18 protein-coding genes are annotated in these 19,115 nt (G+C 69.7%); 7 read left to right on the forward strand and 11 right to left on the reverse strand.

The annotated features are described in order from the left end of the window. Positions 1-601: 601 nt before the first annotated feature. The 8 genes from ACYVD1_RS17000 to ACYVD1_RS17035 form a co-directional block, all read right to left on the reverse strand. Positions 602-1,129, reverse strand: coding sequence for a hypothetical protein (locus ACYVD1_RS17000; protein ID WP_460773392.1), 528 nt, complete (start codon positions 1,127-1,129; stop codon positions 602-604). A 13-nt stretch (positions 1,130-1,142) separates the two neighbouring features. Then, the gene (locus ACYVD1_RS17005) at positions 1,143-2,252 is read right to left on the reverse strand and encodes an OmpA family protein (protein ID WP_460773395.1); all 1,110 of its coding nucleotides are present in this window, start codon (positions 2,250-2,252) and stop codon (positions 1,143-1,145) included. A gap of 323 nt (positions 2,253-2,575) precedes the next feature. Further along, the gene (locus ACYVD1_RS17010) at positions 2,576-3,319 is read right to left on the reverse strand and encodes an SEC-C metal-binding domain-containing protein (RefSeq protein ID WP_460773398.1); all 744 of its coding nucleotides are present in this window, start codon (positions 3,317-3,319) and stop codon (positions 2,576-2,578) included. Between the two features lie 484 nt (positions 3,320-3,803). Further along, the gene (locus tag ACYVD1_RS17015; protein WP_460773402.1) at positions 3,804-5,846 is read right to left on the reverse strand and encodes a hypothetical protein; all 2,043 of its coding nucleotides are present in this window, start codon (positions 5,844-5,846) and stop codon (positions 3,804-3,806) included. A gap of 220 nt (positions 5,847-6,066) precedes the next feature. Continuing rightward, positions 6,067-7,038, reverse strand: a complete 972-nt coding sequence (locus ACYVD1_RS17020; protein ID WP_460773405.1) for an aldo/keto reductase — start codon at positions 7,036-7,038, stop codon at positions 6,067-6,069. Next, complete coding sequence (locus ACYVD1_RS17025; protein ID WP_460773408.1) at positions 7,038-7,487, reverse strand: MerR family transcriptional regulator; 450 nt, start codon at positions 7,485-7,487, stop codon at positions 7,038-7,040. Before ACYVD1_RS17025 ends, ACYVD1_RS17020 begins: the two co-directional genes overlap by 1 nt. Before the next feature lie 94 nt (positions 7,488-7,581). Then, the gene (locus ACYVD1_RS17030) at positions 7,582-8,301 is read right to left on the reverse strand and encodes a TetR/AcrR family transcriptional regulator (protein ID WP_460773410.1); all 720 of its coding nucleotides are present in this window, start codon (positions 8,299-8,301) and stop codon (positions 7,582-7,584) included. Between the two features lie 87 nt (positions 8,302-8,388). Continuing rightward, positions 8,389-8,910 carry an HAD domain-containing protein gene (locus ACYVD1_RS17035; protein WP_460773412.1) on the reverse strand — a complete coding sequence of 174 codons (522 nt, stop codon included), beginning with the start codon at positions 8,908-8,910 and terminating at the stop codon, positions 8,389-8,391. Between the two features lie 230 nt (positions 8,911-9,140). Between ACYVD1_RS17035 and ACYVD1_RS17040 the strand changes: the two genes are divergently transcribed. The 3 genes from ACYVD1_RS17040 to ACYVD1_RS17050 all read left to right on the forward strand — a co-directional run bounded on the left by ACYVD1_RS17040 (position 9,141) and on the right by ACYVD1_RS17050 (position 10,436). Further along, complete coding sequence (locus ACYVD1_RS17040; RefSeq protein ID WP_460773414.1) at positions 9,141-9,551, forward strand: hypothetical protein; 411 nt, start codon at positions 9,141-9,143, stop codon at positions 9,549-9,551. Positions 9,552-9,578: 27 nt separating this feature from the next. After that, positions 9,579-9,995, forward strand: a complete 417-nt coding sequence (locus tag ACYVD1_RS17045; RefSeq protein ID WP_460773417.1) for a hypothetical protein — start codon at positions 9,579-9,581, stop codon at positions 9,993-9,995. A 90-nt stretch (positions 9,996-10,085) separates the two neighbouring features. Beyond that, positions 10,086-10,436, forward strand: coding sequence for a hypothetical protein (locus ACYVD1_RS17050; protein ID WP_460773419.1), 351 nt, complete (start codon positions 10,086-10,088; stop codon positions 10,434-10,436). A gap of 149 nt (positions 10,437-10,585) precedes the next feature. On the opposite strand, the gene ACYVD1_RS17055 is transcribed toward ACYVD1_RS17050, so the two are convergent. Next, positions 10,586-11,815 carry an acyl-CoA dehydrogenase family protein gene (locus tag ACYVD1_RS17055; protein WP_460773422.1) on the reverse strand — a complete coding sequence of 410 codons (1,230 nt, stop codon included), beginning with the start codon at positions 11,813-11,815 and terminating at the stop codon, positions 10,586-10,588. A gap of 213 nt (positions 11,816-12,028) precedes the next feature. Continuing rightward, complete coding sequence (locus tag ACYVD1_RS17060) at positions 12,029-13,468, reverse strand: helix-turn-helix domain-containing protein (RefSeq protein ID WP_460762148.1); 1,440 nt, start codon at positions 13,466-13,468, stop codon at positions 12,029-12,031. Between the two features lie 217 nt (positions 13,469-13,685). On the opposite strand from ACYVD1_RS17060, the gene aceA reads away from it, so the two are divergent. The 3 genes from aceA (at position 13,686) to ACYVD1_RS17075 (ending at position 16,757) form a co-directional block, all read left to right on the forward strand. Further along, positions 13,686-14,984, forward strand: a complete 1,299-nt coding sequence (gene aceA / locus ACYVD1_RS17065) for an isocitrate lyase (RefSeq protein ID WP_460773424.1) — start codon at positions 13,686-13,688, stop codon at positions 14,982-14,984. Positions 14,985-15,511: 527 nt separating this feature from the next. After that, the gene (locus ACYVD1_RS17070; protein WP_460773428.1) at positions 15,512-15,709 is read left to right on the forward strand and encodes a hypothetical protein; all 198 of its coding nucleotides are present in this window, start codon (positions 15,512-15,514) and stop codon (positions 15,707-15,709) included. Between the two features lie 208 nt (positions 15,710-15,917). Continuing rightward, positions 15,918-16,757, forward strand: a complete 840-nt coding sequence (locus ACYVD1_RS17075; protein WP_460773431.1) for a CPBP family intramembrane glutamic endopeptidase — start codon at positions 15,918-15,920, stop codon at positions 16,755-16,757. Positions 16,758-16,837: 80 nt separating this feature from the next. Here ACYVD1_RS17075 and ACYVD1_RS17080 read toward each other — a convergent pair whose 3' ends face one another. Next, complete coding sequence (locus ACYVD1_RS17080; protein ID WP_460773433.1) at positions 16,838-18,106, reverse strand: CynX/NimT family MFS transporter; 1,269 nt, start codon at positions 18,104-18,106, stop codon at positions 16,838-16,840. Positions 18,107-18,274: 168 nt separating this feature from the next. Here ACYVD1_RS17080 and ACYVD1_RS17085 point away from each other — a divergent pair, with 168 nt between their 5' ends. Further along, positions 18,275-18,976: a FadR/GntR family transcriptional regulator gene (locus ACYVD1_RS17085; protein ID WP_460773436.1), complete on the forward strand. Its 702-nt coding sequence runs from the start codon at positions 18,275-18,277 to the stop codon at positions 18,974-18,976. The last annotated feature ends 139 nt before the right edge of the window (positions 18,977-19,115 follow it).

Here is a 19,115-nt window from a genome sequence, read left to right on the forward strand (position 1 = left end):
GATGCCGAGCGCGAGACGGACAGCTCCCAGACCCCGCCGGAGCGGCTGACCGTCAACTACCTGCGCCACGAGTGCACCGACTACGACCTGAACCCGAGCAGGGCACGGCACCGGGCCGCCTGCGAGGCGATCGGGCGGCGCTTCCCATGGCTGGCCCAGGAGTGCCAGCGCCAGATCGACCGCCGCGCCGCACTGGAGGCAGCATCGGAGGAGGGCCGCAAGCAGTGGTCGGCCGAGATGGAGCGCCGTCGGGCGGAGCACCGCGCGATGGTGGCCGCATCACGGGAGCTGGTGAAGGGCATGCGCGTGGGCCAACGAGTGGCGTTCCGGAAGGGGCGGAACCGGTACACGGGGGTGGTCACCAAGCTGGGCCGGTCGCGGGTGACGGTGGCCTACCGGGTATCGACCGGACGCGAACGCGACCGCGTCCGGCTGTTCCACGCCGCTCGGCTCACCCCGGTGGAGGAGGACGGCGAACCGTCACCATCCCGGCAGGTGATCCGGTGGCCGCGGCCACTTCGTCCGTCCGGACCGAGCCCGCCCGCACGGATCCCGGACGGGCTCGGGTGCGCGCCGGTGTTCGCCGATCAGCGGCGGATGGTCAGTCCAGCGACAGGTCAGCGAGCTCGCCGAACTCGGGGACCTCCACGTCCACGGCGTCCACGTCTTCGGGGACCATGTACATCGCCCAGTAGGTCACGCTCTCGTCGGGGCCCAGCCGGTCGATGATGCTGCTCCCCGAGCGGATGGTGCACAGGCACTTCTCGTCCTCGTTGGCCAGCGGGTAGTAGCGCTCCTGCCCGGTGCTGTCGGCCAGGGCGGTGCCCGCTTGGGCGTGCCGCCCGTAGTCACGGTTGTCGGTGACGTTGCCCAGGTAGAGGTCATCGCTCCCCTGGTACTCGATGGTGTAGACGAGGGTTACGAACTCACTGGTGGAGTCCCTGGAGACCTCGTTGACCTCGACGGAGGCGTCGAGCGTGTCTTCTCCGATGCCCTGCGCTCCGGCGATCGTCTCCAGTTCGGCCGGGGCGGCGGAGGCCTGGACGGGGGCCAGGACCAGGGCGGAGACGGCGCCGAGGGAGAGCAGGCCGGTCCACCGGGCGGCGCTGCTGTTGTGCTGCGTGCTCATGGTGGCGGTGTCCTTACTTTTCCAGGGTGATGGTGACGCGGCGGTTCTGCTCGCGTCCGTCCTCGGAGTCGTTGTCGGCGACGGGGTCGGCGGATCCGTGCCCCTCGGCCTCGTAGTCGACGCCGCCGCCGTCCACGAGCTCGGTAAGGAGGTCCTCGACCGCTGCGGCCCGGTCCTCGGAGAGGGGGTCGTTGACCTCGTCGTTGCCGGTGTTGTCGGTGTGCCCGTCGATGCGCACGGTTTCGATACCGGCGTCGTCGATATCGTCGGCGACCGCTTCGAGGGTCTCCTCGGCGTCGTCGTTGAGGTTGGCGCTGTCGGTGGCGAACAGGACGTCGGAGGAGATGTCGTAGCTGATCTCGTCGTCGGTCTCGTTGCGCTCCAAGCCTCCGGCTGATCCCCCGTCGGCGTCGCCGTTGTCGGCGTCCTCGTCCGCGTCGTCATCGTCGTCGCCGGAGCCGCCGGCCAGCTCCTCCGTCCGCTCTACGAGGTCGAGGGTGAGGGGGTCGGCCAGGTCGGGGTGGTCGTGGTCCTCGCCGTCGGTGACGGGGATGCCGTGGAAGGGCGGGGATACGGGGGTGAGCACGGTCATGCTCTCGGCGCCTTCGGGCGGCTCGGGGAAGGTGACCCAGCCCTCCTCCATGGCACCGGCGTCGATACCGTCGTCCAGCCCGCCGCAGTAGCAGGTCTCGTGGTCGCTGGTGGTGAAGGCCAGGTGGTCCTTGTGCGCTTCAGTGTCCAGCAGTCGGACACCGGACAGGACACCGTCGGCGTGGTCGCGGTCCTGCATGGAGTGCAGGTTCCGGATGTCGTCGGTGGAGTTGTTGCCGATGCCCAGCGTCAGGCGCAGAACTCCGTCGCCGATGCGTTCGAGGGCGCGCACCTCGACCTCGAGCTCCTCGTCGTCGTTGGCGCTGACAGTGGTACTGACGGGCAGTTCGACGGCGTCGCCGCCTCCGCCGTCCTCCTCCGCGGACTCTTCCGCGGGGTCGTCGGTCTCGGTGTCCTCGGCACTGTTGTCGGAGAGCACCCCGCACCCGGCGGTGAGGAGGGCGAGCGCACCCGCCAGGGCCATCACCCGCAGGGGGGAAGTGCGCGGTGTGTGTTCTTCGGTGCTGTGCATGTCTCCCACTCGGTTTCGACGGGGATCAACGCAACCCAACATAGTGTTTTCCAACAGGCTATATGCGTTGTATTTTCATCCCTTCTTGTTTGCTTCGATGCGATGGACTTCTCATCGGTTCCCGAGAAAAATGCCGGATTCACCTGTCGGCAGGCACCACGAATCGCCCCGTGCGCTGCGGTGGAGGCTGTCTGCTCGGGGTGCGCGGGGGAGCTGCCGTCGCGAGGGGCCGCTCGCCCGTGTTCGGCGGGTTACCGGGCGTGTGGGTTCAACGGGCGCGCGGGTCCGGTGGCGAGTGGGGCCGTGGGTACAGGGGTGGCGGTTCAGCGGGCCAGCGGGGAGCCACAGCACTTCTTGTACTTGCGCTCCGAACCACAGGAGCAGGGCTCGTTGCGGCCGGGCGTCCGCGCAACGGGCGGGGCTTCCGGTTTGGGAGCCTGCTGTCCGCCGGGGAACGGCTGGGGCGCGGGCCCACCGTTCTCCAGGTCGGCGAGGCTCTCCGCCAGCGGCAGGTAGGCGTCGGCGGAACGGGCCGCGAGGTCGTGCGCGTCGGGGCTCATACCGAGGAGCTCGCGCATGCGGGCTCGGCCGGTCAGCGGCATCAGACCGAGCCGGTTGAGCTCGGCGACGGTCTCCGGTGGTTCGGCGAGGATACCGCGGCAGACGGCGTTGTAGCAGTGCAGAGCCCTGTCGTACGCGCCGCGGTCGGCGAGGTCCTCGGCGAGGAGCAGGGCCACACCCCGGTCGAGCCCGGGGCCCATGAGCTCGTCCAGCAGCCGGTCCGCCTCCCCCGCCCTTCCCTCGGCGCGGAGCAGCCCGGACAGCTGGTGGGTGGCGAACTGGCGGTGCCCGGGATGCGGCGCGTGCTCCCGCAGCGCCTCGGCGAGCGTCCGCGCACTGCCCGGCGCGCGCTGGCGCAGGGCATCCACCGCGTCGAGGAGGATCTCGCCCGCTTCCCTGGGGAAGGACTCCAGGTCCTTCAGGTGCTTCTTGGGCAGGTCCAGGCCGTGGGCTGCTTCCCAGAGCGGCTGCGGAACAGCGGAGGGGCGCGGGGATGTGTCGGTCATCCTTCCAGGTTAGGGCGTGTTCGGTGGATGCTGCCCGTCGAGAAGGTGCCGCGCCGTAGGTGTCCGTTGAGGGTGGTGGCGGGCGACGATCGGGGGTGCTGCGCCGTAGGCGTCCGTTGAGGGTGGTGGCGGGTGACGATCGGGGGTGCTGCGCCGTAGGTGTCCGTTGAGGGTGGTGGCGGGTGACGATCGGGGGTGCTGCGCCGTAGGTGTCCGTTGAGGGTGGTGGCGGGTGACGGGTGGGAGTGTCCAGTGGTGCTGGCACAAGGCCGAAGAAGGAGTTCCCCTACTGTGCGCTTCCTCGCAAGCTCGGCAGCATCGCACAGCGGGGGCCCGCCCGGGTTTGGCTGTCGACTGAGAGATGCGCGGTGACAGTGCCGCTGGGGCGACGCGCAGCAGGGTATGTGTCCGCCGAACACGCCCTAAGAGCGCGGTCGGGTCCGGAGTGCTCGTTCGGCCGCGCCACGCACCTGTAGGGCGAGCGTCACAGCGGCCACCACCCGCCGGTGAGGCCGCTCCACACGGCACCGAGGATGTCGAGGGTGTCCCTGCCGGTACGGGAGCCGATCTCCAGGCCCAGGACGAGGGCGCCCGCGATCAGGACCAGGACGAGGAGCACGAGGGGCCAGCGGCGGGACTTCTTGGGGGTGTCGTAGCCGGGTTCGGTGTCGATCCAGGACTGGTCCAAGCGCGCGATCTCCCTACGTAGTTCCTGGACCTCAGCGTGGTAGTGGTCGCGTTCCTCGCGCACCCGTTGCAGCTCGGCGCGTTCGGCCCGGACAGCGGCGCGGGCGTCGATGACGTCGGTGTAGGCGCCCTCGGGGCCGCGTCTGGCATGCCACCGCTCCAAGCGGGAGAGGGGCAGGTCGACGTACTGGGTCGGCCAGTTGTCGTCGGGGTCGCCGGATGCCTCGTCGGCCCCGGGCACGGTCTCGGCCGCGTAGTCGGGGGCTCCCTCCGCGTCGGTCTCCTCCTCGGCCTCCTCCGCGGCGGTGATGACCGGCAGGGGCGGGGCGTCGGCGGGGGTGCGGGCCTTGGGGTGGTTGGTGCGCGGGGTGGGCGGTGGGTCGAGTGGTTCCGGGGGTGCCGAGGGCTCTGTGGAGCCGACGGTCTCGGGAGGGTCCGGGGGCTCAAGGGACTCTGGTGGTTCGGGGGACTCTAGGGGTTCAGCGGGTTCAGCGGGTTCCGGAGGGTCGAAGAGGGCCCGGTGTGCGGAGCGCTCGGGTTCGGGTTCCGGGTCGCGGTTGCGATCGGGTTCCGGGTCGGGTCCGGGGGAAGCGGGGGCGGAGGCCGTCCCGGCCTCGAAGCCTTCCTCCTTCGGGGGTCTCCGTACCGAAGGTCTCGGCAGCGGGGGTTCCTGGAGCAGTGGCACCTGGCCCAGGAGTCCCGCCGTCGGGGTGCGCACCGACGGGAGCTCTTCGGGTTCGGGGATGCCCTCCTCCGCAGGCCCTTCCTCCGCCGGTTCTTCCTCTGCCGCCGGTTCCCCTTCTGTCAGCGCCTCCTCGCCAGGTTCCCCTGCCCATGGGGATTGCGCCGTAGAAGGCCGAGGGCTGGGGTCGAACCAGTCGCGGAGCAGGTCCCGGCGGTCGACGAAGGTGACGGCCTCCGGCACTCCGCGGTCGCGCAGATGGTCGGCGAGCGCGTCGCCGCCCTCCTCGCGCAAGACGGTGACCAGGCCGTCGGCGACCTTGAGGTGGTCGCTCGGGGTGCGGTCCAGGAAGGGTGAACCGGCGGTTGTGTGTTCGGTGGGCGGACCGAAGGCCAGGTGCGGGCCCTCCTCGACGCCCAGGACGGGATCGTAGGTGGAGAAGGACCATTTCCACCCGGCGGCGGCGACGGAGGTGCGCGGGGTGAGCACGTCGTACAGCGTCCGGTGCAGTCCCCACAGGAAACGCAGTTGGACCGCCTGCCACAGGTCGGCGCGGTCGGGGTCCAAGACGATGTGAATGGGCCGGTCCGGGTGCTCGAGCGCGCGGGCGACGGCGCCGACGAGGATGGGCTCGTTATCGATCTGGGTCTCGGCCGCGCGGCGGTCCCGGGTGCGGACGGCGCCGGGTGCGGCGGTGCGTTCCCAGGGTTCGGGGGCTGGCAGGGCCCCCATGGCCGCCCAGCCGGGTGCGGGGGGTCTGCGCGCGGCCGGCCGCGTGTTGGGGTTCTCGTGCAGGGCCAGGATCCGAGGAAGGGTCAGCCCTCGGGAGGGGCCGACAATGGCCCAGGCGTGGGCGTCGCGGACGTCGCCGGGCCACCGGTAGACCAGTGCGCTCTGGCCGTCCGGGTAGTGGTGGGCCCACAGGGTCTCGGGGTAGTCGGCCGGATCGGTGTCGGGCAGAGCCGAGCGGTAGTCCGCGGTGAGCGCGGTGAGCAGGCGGTCGCGCCAGGAGCGCAGGACCGGCTGGTCCCGTTGCGGCAGGGAGGTCGAAGCCGGACCGGGGCCGACGCGACCGAGCAGGGTGGGGTCGGCCCAGGCGAAGTGGATCTGGTGGTAGGCACCGGAGTCCGTCTCCAACGGCGGTGTGCTCTCGGGCAAGTGGCCCCTCCCACTGGTTCGCGGAACTCCGGTATGCCCGGCCCTTCTGGCCGAACGCTTCCCTAGGGAAGGTATCCGCCGGAAGCGTCAGGAAACCGCGCAAGCGGAGTTATACACGCTTTTGCGAGCCCTGCGAAGAATGGTGGGTTCCGCGGGTGCACGGCGGGACCGGGGTGGCACCGGTGGTCAGGGGGTGGTGCTCATCGGGCGGGGCCACTGGTCAGTGGGCTGCGGTCAGCCGGGCGTGCTGGTCAGCGGTGAGGGTGAGGCCGGTGGCTTCCACGGCCTCGTCCAGCTGGGCCAGGGAGCTGACCCCCACCAAGGGGACGACGCTGGGCTCGTGGTCCATCAGCCAGGCCAGGACGACCTGGTTGCGGGTGGCCCCGGTCTCCCCGGCCACCGCGTCCAGTACGGCCACGCGCGCGGCGGTGCCCGGGTGGTCGTAGGCGTACTCCAGCGGGCGGTCCGGCCGGGTGTAGGAGCCGTTCAGCAAGGGGGTGTAGGCCACCAGGGTCTGCTCACGCCCCTCGGCCTCCTCCGCCTGAACGAAGTCGAGGAGTTCGGGGGTCACATGCATGTGGCCGGCGGACTCCAGAGCCGCGTCGTGGCGGGGCTGGAGGTAGCTGTAGCGGTACTGCAGCACGCGCGGGCGCGGCTGGCCGTTGGCCTCGGCGGCGGCGCGGGCGCGCTCCAGCAGCCAGGTGCGGTGGTTGCTGATGCCGGTCTCCCGAACCGCCCCCTCCGCGACAAGCTCGGCGAAGGCCCCGACGGTCTCCTCGATGGGGGTCTTCGGGTCCTGCCGGTGGGCGTACAGCAGGTCCAGGGTGTCCACGCCCAGGCGCTCTCGGCTGCGTTCAGCCGCCAACGCCACGGCCTTCGCCGAAAGACCCTCCTGGGTCTCCAGACCGGCTCCGGGGACCGTCGGCTGCGCGCCGAGCTTGGTGGCGATAACGATCTCGTCGGTGACGCCTCGCTCACGCCGCCACTGCCCGAGGAAGGTCTCGCTCTCGTGTCCCTGGCCGCCCTCGACCCAGAACTGGTAGCAGTCGGCGGTGTCGATGAAGGTGCCGCCTGCCTCCAGGAAGCGGTCGAGCAGGGCGGTGGAGGTGACCGCGTCGGTCGTGCTGCCGAACTGCATGGCGCCTAGGCAGAGCGCGCTGACGGTGCGGCCGTTGACAGTGGTGTAGCGCATCAGGGGCTCTCCTTGACGGTGGTGGCGGCGGTCCCGTCTACGGGCTCGGCGCCAGGGTCCGGGGTGTCGGCGAGTCCGGGGTTCTCGCTGAGCACCCCGAGGTAGTAGTCGATCTTGTGCTGGATGGCGTCCTGCCGTTCCCGCAGCTCGGCGATACGTGCGTTGAGGTGGCGCTGGTGGCTCTGCAGCACGTCCAGGCGGGCGGGGATGGTGTGGTCGCCGTCGCGGACCAGCTCTGCGAAGTCGCGCAGGCGGGCTATGGGCATGTCGGTGTCGCGCAGGCAGCGCACCAAGTGGAGCAGGCCGACGTCGTCGGCACGGTAGCGGCGGTGGCCGTTGGGCCCGCGGTCCACCCGCCGGAGCAGCCCTGCCTTCTCGTAGTAGCGCAGCGTGTCCAGGGTGAGGCCGAAGCGTTCGGCTACCTCGCCCGGGGTGTAATGCTCTGTCATGCGGAAAGCATGCGACCTGGAGTGCACTCCAGGTCAAGGCCGAGAGCCCGATTCGGCCCGGATCGTCCGGATCAGGCCGCGCTTTCGGTCCCGGTCAGGCCGCGCTGCCGCGGATGGCGCCGACCACGGACGCGGTGAGGTCGTCGATGATCTCCGCCTCACTGACCTCGGGGTGTTCGAGCCACCACTCCCCCGCCGCCTGGACCATGCCCACGACGGCGTGCGCGGCGATCTGCGCGCGCACCCGGCCCTCGATCCGGCGCTCGGCCAGCAGCAGGTCGGCGAGTTCCTCTCCCAGTCGGCGGACCATCAGCCCCAGGTCGCTGCGGGTGCGAACGTCCTCGGATGTGGCCCGGTCCATGAGGAACCGGTAGAGGTTGAGGTTCTGGGAGATCATCGACAGGTAGGCGCCGACCGTGGCGCGGGCGCGCACCTCGAACTCGGTGTGCTGGTACAGCTCAGAGCGGATCGCCTCGATGAGCGGGTCCACGTGGCGCTGGGCCAGGGCGCGGTAGAGGCCGCCCTTGTCACCGAAGTGCCGGTAGAGGATGGGCTTGCTGATGCCCGCCTCGGTGGCGATGACCAACACGGAGACGTCGGGGCCGTCACGCTGGATCACCCGGTCCGCGGCGTCCAGGATGGCCCGCCGCCGTTTGGGGTCGCGGCCGCGCACGCTGCGGCCCCTACGGGCTGCCGAGGCCCGGGGCGCGTGCGTGCTCCGGGCGCCGGAGAGACCCGGGACGCCGGAGGTGTCGGGGGTCCCGGAGGCGCCGTTCTCGGCCGGCGCGGTCTGCTGTGTGTTTTCGAAGGCCACAAGGGTTCACCGTAGCTGTTCGGGGTGGCATCGAGCGTACTCGGTACGGCCGCCGCCGACGCCTCGGCCCCGGCTTCCCCTCCCCTGTCACTCGGACTCCTCGACGGCGGCCACGGCGGGCGGCCAGTCCGCCAAGAGGTCGAAGTCCTTTTCCCACAGGCCGATCGCGGGATCGATCCGGCACAGGAGCGCGTCCCCGAGGTGGTTGCGGTCCACCCACGACCGGTCCCGGCCGGTGATGCCGTCGTCGACCCAGGCGAAGGGGCGGCCGCCCGCGTAGTCGACGATCGCCGGGGTCTTGAAGAACAGTCCCCAGTGGCGAGCCGGTCGGCGCGGCATCTCGACGACCGGGAGCTCGGGCAGGCCCAGGACCGGGCCGATCATCGTGTTGGCCGCGTGTTCCCAGGTGCTCGCCCACACCAGCTCGTAGGGCAGGGCAAGCAGTTCCTCGCCGTGCGCCGGGTTGAGCCACACGCTCAGGGGACGGGCCGGACGTTCCCAGCCCGGCGGCCGCATCCTGTGGGCGGAGTAGCCCTCCAGCTGCGAGGGGGTGGCCCGGAACGGGTTGAGGGGGCCGTCGATGTCAATGAACAGGAGGGGATAGGACACGGCAGGCTCTCCTCCGGAAGCGGTGCCCGCGGACGACGCCCGCAGAGGACGACGCCCACAGCGTAGGCACAGCTCCCGGATCGGTCCATGGCCGCGGCCGAGGGAGAGACCTTGGGCGGTCGGCGGCTCCATGGCTCTGAGGGGACGGTGGCTCGGCGGGTCGCTAACATGACCACCACCCGCACCCCGGGCGCCCGAACCCGGCCCGCCCCCTGCCCTCGGGAGAGCACGTGACCTCGATCCCATGGATCGGCCCCGCCGGGCCCGTCGCACGCGCCGTCTGCCGCCCCCAGCTGGAGTGGATCCAGGAACTGCTGCGCGAGGGTGAGTACCTGGTCGCAGCCGCCTACGAGGAGGAGCAGACGGAGGAGGGCCTCTCCTTCCTGTACCTGCTCACCAGTGAACGGCTCTTCAGCGCCCTCAACCAGCACCCCGGCAACGCGGTGTCCTGCTGGGAGCTGTCGGAGATCCTGGAGGTGGAGGTGGCGAAGAAGCGCTTCGAATTCGGCGCCAAGCTCACCGTCACAGCCCACGACACCAGCTGGGCGGGGCCCACCCACACCCTGCGGTTCTACCGGGGCCACGCGGACGCCGAACGGTTCGCCGCCGCCGTCGAGTCCGCGCGCGCCCCCCGGACCTGATCGGCCCTTCAACCATCTGGGAGCACCGTGACTCGAGAGAACAGGACCGTGAGCTGGGTGAACCCGCCCTCCAAGTGGGTGGCCGGCCCCCAGCACGCGTATTCGCTGGACTGGTTGGAGGCGACCTTGGAGCCCGGTGAGGAGCGCGTCGCCGGGATGTTCACGCATCCCAAGGGCACGGGCATGCTGGTGGCGCTGACCGACCGGCGCCTGTTCGTGCTCAACACCCTGGCCACGCCGCCGAACATGGCCTGGGTGTGGCGGTGGGAGGAAGTGGCGGCCGTACGGCTGCGGAAGGGGCCGATGCAACGGGCCCGCCTGGTGGTCGACCCGGTCGCCCCGCGCCGCCCCTACCTGCCCGCGCTGACCCCGGTGGCGCTCAAGAGCCAGGTGGAGAAGTTCGTGGAGACCGCACAGGGACTGGTGGAGGTCCACCCGGGCTGAACGGCCACGGGCGCGCCGGTCCCGCTTCCCGCGAGCAGGATCATGCCACTGTGGCCGTACCCGCGAACCCGCACCCACCGGGGGAACACCATGGCTGACACCGAGAACCCTGCCAACGACCCGACGCGTACCTGGTCACCGGAGAGCGACCCCACCCATGTCGAGCTCTACCTGCTGACTCTCCAGAGCAGGGCCGCAAGCACGCTTGAGCTGTTCTGCCGATCCGTCGGGGCCGAGCTCTCCCCCGACGAGGCCGCGGCCTGGCTCCGGTCAGATCCGGAGGCGGTCATCGAGGACATCGTCCGCACTGACAAGTACTCTGATGCCTTCGGCCACGTTCCCGTCTACACCGAGAAGGGCGGGCGCTACTCCGTCGCCCCGGAGGCAGCCACCGCGTTCCTGCGCGCGCTTGGCGCGCTGCGGAAGGACGGACAGATCTGAGGCTCGGGCCCCGAGGCCCATGAGTCCTGGGCCCGCGAGCAACGGCGAGGACACCCTTCTCCTGCCTGGAAGCGGGCACAAACAAGGCCGGACAGCGTCCCCTCGCCGTCCGGCCTTCGTGGCCCCGCTGTCCTGCCTTCGTCCGGTTCCTAGCGGATGGGCAGGCCGGTGACGGTGCGGCCGATGATGAGCTTCTGGATCTCGCTGGCGCCCTCGAAGATGGTGAAGATCGTGGCGTCGCGGTGCCAGCGCTCCACGGGGTACTCGCGGGTGTAGCCGTTGCCGCCCAGGATGCGCAGGGCGTTCTGGGTGACGAAGGTGGCGGTCTCCGAAGCGTAGAGCTTGCTCATCGACCCCTCGGCGTTGTTGAAGTCCTTGCCGTTGCGGGCCATCCAGGCGGCGCGCCACACCAGCAGACGGGAGGCGTCGATGCGGGTGGCCATGTCCGCGAGGAGGAAGGCCACGCCCTGGTTGTCGCCGATCGGCTTGCCGAACTGCTCGCGCTGGACGGAGTAGTCGCGGGCGTACTCATAGGCGGCGCGGGCGGTGCCCACGGCCATGACGCCGACGCTCGGCCGGGAGGCCTCGAAGGTCTTCATGGCGGCCTGGCCCTTGGAGCGCTTGCCCTCGCGGGCGCGGGCGAGGCGCTCGTCGAGCTTCTCCTTGCCGCCGAGGAGGCAGGAGCCGGGGACGCGGACGTCGTCGAGGACGACCTCGGCGGTGTGCGAGGCGCGGATGCCGTGCTTGGCGAACTTCTGGCCCTGGGAGAGGCCGGGGGTGTTCGGCGGGACGATGAAGGAGGCCTGCCCTCGGGAGCCGAACTCGGGCTCGACGGAGGCGACGACGACGTGGACGTCGGCGATGCCTCCGTTGGTGGCCCAGGTCTTGACGCCGTTGAGCACCCACTCGTCCTTGGCCTGGTCGTAGACGGCGCGGGTCTTGATCGCGGACACGTCGGAGCCGGCGTCGGGCTCGGAGGAGCAGAACGCGCCGAGTTTGATGTCGTCGGCGCTGCCGAACATCTGCGGCACCCACTCGAAGAGCTGCTCCTGGGTTCCGTTGGAGGCGACCGAGACCGCTGCCAGGCCGGTACCGGTGATGGACAGGGCGATGCCCGGGTCGCCCCAGTAGAGCTCCTCGAAAGCGACGGGAATCCCGAGGCCGGAGGGCTCCAGCCACTGGTTGGCGAAGAAGTCGAGTGAGTAGAGCCCGATCTTGGCGGCCTCCTGGATGATCGGCCAGGGGGTCTCCTCCCGCTCGTCCCATTCGGCGGCGGCGGGGCGGATGACGTCCTTGGCGAATCCGTGGGCCCAGTCCCGGACATCGCGAACGTCCTCGCTCAGTTCCAGGCTGAAGGCGGGTGCGGTGGCCTCACTCATGCGCATACATCCTTTGTCGACCCGGGGAGGGGTTCTTGATGGGTGTTACCAAAGGTAACAGTCGCCCTGGGCAGGCACAATCGGGCCCCGGCCACGGCCACCACAGGGGCCGGGACACCCCCGGAAGCCAAAGGGTTCGGACGCAGAGAAGGGGGCCGACGCCGCGTGCGTCGGCCCCCTTCCCGGGCACCAGGACTGCCGGACAGGCCGGGATCAGTCCACGCTGTGCTTGTCCAAGAACGTGTAGACGTCGTGCTCGTCCACGCCGGGGAAGGTCCCGGAGGGCAGGGCCGACAGCACGTGCGAGTGGGCACGGGCCGAGGGCCAGACATTGCCCTCCCAGCGGGTGGCCAGCTCGGCGGGAGGGCGGACGCAGCACTCCCCGCTGGGGCAGTTGGACTTGGTGCGGTTGGTGGTCTCGCGGCCGCGGAACCAACGGGACTCCTTGTAGGGCACGCCCAGGGTGATCGCGTAGTTGCGCTCCTGGCTGGGGTCGACGTGCGCCACACACCAGTGGGTGCCGTTGGGCTTGTCCGTGTACTGGTAGTAGATCGAGTACCGGTCGGGGGACTGGAAGACCTGGCGGCCCGACCACTGGCGGCACATCCGCTGGCCCTCGATGGCGCCGGTGTCGTCGGTGGGGAAGACGAGGCCGTCGTTCTCGTAGGCCTTGTAGATGATGCCGGTCTCGTCGTTGCGGATGAAGTGGCAGACCAGGTCCAGGTGGCGGTGGGCCAGGTTGGTGAACCGGTGCGCGGCCATCTCGTAGGAGACGGAGTAGACGTCGCGCAGGTCCTCCACGGAGAGGTCGCGGGCCTTCTTGGCCTCCTGGAGGTAGGTCACGGCAGTGGCCTCGGGGATGAGGACGGCCGCCGCGAAGTAGTTGGCCTCCACCCTCTGGCGGAGGAAGTCGCCGAAGTCGCGGGGCTGCTTGTGTCCCAGGATCACGTGGCCCAGTGTCTGCAGGAGGATCGTGCGCGGGCTGTGCATGCCCAGGGTCGTCTCGCGCTTGAGGTAGATGCGCCGGTTGACGTGGTCGGTCAGGGAGCGCACCGATCGGGGAAGGTCCTGGACGTACTTCAGGGAGAACCCGTGGTGGGTGGCGATCGCCAGGATCTGCCCCTGGGAGAGGGGCCCGGCGGTGTAGTTGACCGCAGCCAGGGTTTCGGCGGCCGCCTTCTCGATGCCCTCGAAGTAGTTGCCGCGCTCGCGCATCTGCCGCCGCAGGTCGGCGTTGGCCCTGCGGGCCTCCTCGGGGGTGGCGGTCGGCTTGGCGTGGCGCCGCTTGAGCTCGTCGTACAGGCCCACGATGTGTTCGAGGACGTCGTTAGGGACCCGCTTGCCCACCTTCAGGTGCGGGAGGTTGAGGCCTTGGTAGAGGGAGTCCCGCTGCGCCTCCTCGACCGAGATCTCGAGCTGGGCGCGGCGGCTCGGAGGCTGCCTCGAAAGAAGTTCTTCCACGGAGACACCGAGGGCGGTCGCCAGGGACGTGAGGAGGGAGAGCTTGGGCTCACGTTTGCCGTTCTCCAGCAGCGAGAGCTGCGAGGGCGCCCGACCCACGCGTTCGCCCAGGTCAGACAGGGTCAATCCGCGCGTCTTGCGCAGGTGACGGAGCCGCTGCCCGAAGGTGACGAGATCTAGGTCACCTGTCAAAGTCGGTATTTCTTCAGCACCAAAGTACGCCATGCGTTCATTGTAGGAGAAGAAACGAAGATCTTCACCCGATTTCGAGTGGAAAAGTCTTGGATCTTGCTCAAGAATCATAGTTACCGGCGGGGAACTTACCGCACAGGGATCACCCCCCTGTCCCTGTAAGGCCTCTCTCGACCGGTGTGAACACCTTGGGGACTACACGAAGGCGGGAACGAAGATGAGCACCAGCGCTCGACGTCAGGAAGCCAGCGCCGAACTGCAGCGCGACTGGGAGACCAACCCCCGGTGGGCCGGTATCGAGCGCACCTACTCCGCCGACGACGTCGTCAGGCTCCGCGGCTCCGTCCAGGAGGAGCACACCCTGGCCCGCCGCGGTGCCGAGCGCCTCTGGGACCTGCTCCACAACGAGGACTACGTCAACAGCCTCGGTGCGCTGACCGGCAACCAGGCGGTCCAGCAGGTCCGCGCCGGCCTGAAGGCCATCTACCTCTCCGGGTGGCAGGTCGCGGCCGACGCCAACCTGTCGGGCAGCACCTACCCGGACCAGAGCCTCTACCCGGCCAACTCGGTCCCGGCCGTCGTCCGCCGCATCAACAACGCGCTCATGCGCGCCGACCAGATCACCTGGTCCGAGGGTGACGACACCGCCCCCGAGTGGCTGGCTCCGATCGTGGCCGACGCCGAGGCCGGCTTCGGCGGCGTCCTGAACGCCTACGAGCTGATGAAGGGCATGATCGCCTCCGGCGCCGCCGGCGTCCACTGGGAGGACCAGCTCGCTTCCGAGAAGAAGTGCGGCCACCTGGGCGGCAAGGTCCTGATCCCGACCAGCCAGCACGTCAAGACGCTGAACGCCGCCCGCCTCGCCGCGGACGTCGCCGGTGTCCCGTCCCTGGTCATCGCGCGGACCGACGCTCAGGCCGCGACGCTGATCACCAGCGACATCGACGAGCGCGACCAGGCCTTCACCACCGGTGAGCGCACCGACGAGGGCTTCTACCGCTTCCGCAACGGTGTCGACGCCTGCGTCGCCCGCGGTCTGGCCTACGCGCCGCACTCCGACCTGCTCTGGATGGAGACCGCGACGCCCGACCTCGAGGTCGCCCGCCGCTTCGCCGAGCGCATCAAGGCCGAGTACCCGGACCAGATGCTGGCCTACAACTGCTCGCCGTCCTTCAACTGGAAGCGTCACCTCGACGACGCGACCATCGCGAAGTTCCAGCGCGAGCTGGGCCACATGGGCTACAAGTTCCAGTTCATCACCCTGGCGGGCTTCCACTCGCTCAACCACTCGATGTTCGACCTGGCCAAGGGCTACGCCAAGAACGGTATGACGTCGTACGTCGAGCTCCAGGAGGCCGAGTTCGCGTCCGAGGCCGACGGCTACACCGCCACGCGCCACCAGCGCGAGGTCGGCACCGGCTACTTCGACGCCATCAGCACGACCATCTCCCCCGAGGCCAGCACCACGGCTCTCACCGGCTCCACCGAGGAAGACCAGTTCTCAGCGGCTCACTGATTCTGGTCTTCGTTCCCCAGAGGCCGTTCCTCCCCGCTTTCGTGGCTGGGGCGGGGCGGGACGGCCTCTCCCCCCTAGCCGTCGGCCATGCGCGGTCCGTGTCACACGCGCATGGCCGGCGGCTTTTCCGTGCTCTTGTGTTCCGCACCCCGGAAGCACTCCGTGTTCGCCGCTGACCACCTGCATGGAACTCCCCAATTCGCGTCGTACTACATGAAGCAATACACAAGCGGTACGGTACGATAACTACTGACTTGGGCGACATAATTCGGCTTCTGAGCGACAATCTGCTCGCCGGTTCCCAGTTCACAGCAGTTAAACAGGGTTTACTGGCCGGATGCGGCCATATGCGATCGCGTGCCCCCCTGGTCACATCGGAGAAACACCAATATCGTGTTTCGTGCATGGGTCACAGAATAATAACGCCCGGCTCGCGCCGACCTTTCCAGGGCCGGTACCGCGAGACGGCCCACAGGCGTCCCGTCGGGCCGACCCGCAGCACACATCCCCGATCACATGGAGTCACTGTGAAGCTCGAGGACATCACCAAGGAGACCCTCATCACGGCCCGCCGCCTGCTCGCCGGAAGCGCGATCGCCGCGGTCGCCGTGTTCGGCGTCGCGGCCTGTGAGGACGGCGCTGTCGACGACCCGGGCGTCGAGGTCGAGGACGACGGCCTCGAAGACGACCTCGACGACGGTCTGGACGACGAGGGCGAAGAATAGCCCACAGAACCTGTGCGGCCGGGGCGGCGTCCACGCAGCGCCGCTTCGGCCCCGCACACCCCTGACCCGCACACCGCCACTACCGAACACCACCCGCCCGACATCCCTGTCCCGCAACGGGCCCGCTCCGGTCGGCACCGGCGCACTGATGGCACCGGGCACCCCTGGACCGGAGCCGGGCCTTGCCCGGACCGCGTAGATTCGACGCGTGACCGACAGAACCCATGACGATCCGCGCGAGTCGGCCCCCACCCCTCAAGAGGGGACCAGCGCGGCAGCCGCAGTCCCGAACTTCCTCCCCAGCCGCTCCTTGCTGCGCTGGGAGATCCTGTGCGTACTCGCCGTCTCCCTGGGCGCTGCCGCGGTATCGGCGACCATCGCGTTCGTCGGTGTACTCACCGCGCCCGAGTCGATGGCGGAGCAGACCGCCAGCCTCATCCCGACCCGTGCCGAGGGCCGCCCGTGGCTCGACCTCGCCTACCAGCTGTACGCGGTGGCTTTCGCGCTGGCCCCGGTCGCGCTCGTGGTGTACCTGCTGCACCGTAGCGGGGGGTCGGCGCGCACGATCGGCTTCGACCTGCGCAGGCCGGGTTTCGACACCTGGAGCGGGCTGGCCCTGGCCGGGCTGATCGGCGCCGGCGGCTTGGCCGTCTACGTCGTCTCCTGGCAACTCGGTCTCACCCGCACCATCGTGCCGAGCACCTTGGAGGGCAACTGGTGGGACATGCCCGTCCTGGTCCTCCAAGCGCTCAAGAACGGGATCCTCGAAGAGGTGATCGTGGTGGGCTACCTGCTGCACCGGTTGGGGCAGTTGGGGTGGTCACCGTGGAAGGCGGTGCTGGCCAGCTCGGTGGTGCGCGCCTTCTACCACCTGTACCAGGGGGCAGGGATGTTCGTCGGCAACCTGGTGATGGGACTCGTGTTCGGCTGGTTCTACGTACGCTACGGCCGCGTGATGCCCTTGGTGGTGGCGCACACGGTGATCGACATCGTGGCGTTCGTGGGCGCCGTGTACCTCATCGGGCGGATCGACTGGCTCCCTGTCTGAGCCCGGGGCGCCGCCCCGCCGCATCGCCCCGTCCCGCTCCTTGGCCCCGCCGGGAATCCTCCGATCATCCTCCGCGGCGCTCAGACCCGCGCAGCGGCCTTCGCGACGATGGCGTCCTCCAGGTAGCGGGGGCGGCCGAGGAGGAGCCCCACAACGAGGTTGAGGGCCACGAGGGACATGGCCAGCGCCAGCGGCGCGTGCCAGCCGCCGCTGAGTTCGTGCAGCAGACCGAAGAGGAAGGGCCCGGCCCCTCCCATCAGGTAGCCGAGGCTCTGGCTGGATGCGGACATCGCCGCCGTGCCCTCGGCCGTGCGGGTGCGCACCGCGAAGATGGTCAGCGCCAGCACGAAGCTTCCCATGCCGATGCCGATGAAGGTGGTCCACACCCAGGTTCCGGCCAGCGGGGAGGCCCAGAGCCCGCTGAAGCCGACGATGTAGGCGAGCACGAACAGTACGACGAAGACGCGCTGGTCGCGCACGCGGACGATGAGCGTGGGCATGACCAAAGATATCGGGATGCCCAGGGCGGTGAGATAGGCCAGCATCACCCCCGCGGACTGGGCGTCGAGGCCCTGGTCGCGGAGCATCTGGGCGTACCAGCCGAACATGATGTAGGCGAGGGAGGACTGGGTGCCGAAGTACAGGACTCCCTGCCATCCGATACCCGTGCCCAGCACCTGGCGCACGCTCAGCGCCTGCCGGGCGTCGCCGGGAGCGGGTTCGTGGCGCAGGGCCAGCAGCCACGGCAGCACGGCGGCCAGGCCGAAGAGGGCGTAGGCGCCGATGGCGATCCGCCACTCGCCGGTGGACTGTTCCACGGGGACGGTGGCAGCGGCGGCGACGGCCGTGCCCAAGGCCAGGCCGGTGGTGTACACCGTGGTCATCAGACCCACCCGGTGCGGGAAGTGCTGCTTCACCAAGGCCGGGAGGATGACATTGCCGATCGCGCCGCCGGAGAGTGCCACGACGCTCAGGGCGAGGAACAGCCAGGGCTCGGGGGCCAGGGCTCGGGCGACGAGGCCGACGGTGAGGGCCGTGAGCGCGTAGACGAGGAGGTGGTGCGAGCCGAGTCGGCGGCCGAGGAACGGGGTGAGGCCGCCGAAGAGCGCGAAGCAGAGCACGGGAAGGGTCGTGAGGACACCGGCGCCCACCGCGGTCATGCCGAGCCCCTGAGTGACCTCGTCGAGGACCGGACCCACACTCGTGATCGCGGTCCTCAGGTTGAGGGCGGCCAGGGCGATGGCCAAGGCGATCAGCAGAAGGCCCGTGCGGGTGGGCGCGGAGGCGGAGTCTGACCCGCTCAGGGGGCTGTCCTGCACGTTGTGCTTTCGCGTCGGGGCGGCGCTCATGGAAGGCGGCTCACAGATTCGTAGGATGACCCTATGTACTTCATGAGGATAACGCATTGCCACTCAAGGCCAATTCCATGCTCCAACTGGTCTAAGCTCCGGCTTTAACCGATCCGTACCTGAGCGCTGGCCCAATCATCCGGCGACCCGCCCCTAGGAGGTAAAAGCGTGCCCCTCGCCTCGACACGCCGGACCGGTCTCGTCGACCAGGTCATCAGTCAGCTAAGAGCCCAGATCGACTCGGGTGAATGGGGCGTGGGAGATCGCATCCCCACCGAGTCGGAGCTGTCCGAACAGCTCGAGGTAGGCCGTAACACCGTACGCGAGGCCGTACGGGCCCTCGCCCACGCGGGGCTGCTGGAGATTCGCCAAGGGGCCGGAACCTTCGTCCGTGCCTCCAGCGAGCTCGGCGGGGCCCTGCGCCGCCGCCTGGAACGCTCCCGTCTGAGGGAGAACCTGGAGGTGCGCCGTGCACTGGAGGTCGAGGCCGCGCGCCTGGCCGCACTGCGCCACAGCGACGAGGACATGGCCGACATCGACCGCGCCATGGCCCTGCGCGAGGAGGCCTGGCGCAACCGCGACATGGGCGCGTTCGTGGAAGCCGATTTCACGTTCCACCGGTCCGTGGTGAACGCCACCCACAACACCCTGCTCATCGACCTGTACGACGACATCGCCCAGGTCGTCTACGCCAGCATCGCGCACACGGCGTACGAGCAGAGCGACGAGGCGGCCAACCGGCCCTCGTCGGACACCGACGGCATCGACCACAGCGGACTGACCGAGGCCATCCGGGACGCGGACGCCGTCCGCGCCGCCCGCGAGGCCACCTGCTACATCGACGAGCTGCTCTCCCTGACGGAGGAGTGACCTCCGGGGCCGGTCCGCATCCCCCGCGGACCGGCCCCGGAACGCAGGCGAGCGTCAGTCCCCTCCATAGACGTCGCCCACCGCCGAGCGCGGACCCAGCCGGGGCCGGACACAGCCGCCCTCCGCCGCCCGGACCTCG

This window comes from Nocardiopsis nanhaiensis, from assembly GCF_054778635.1.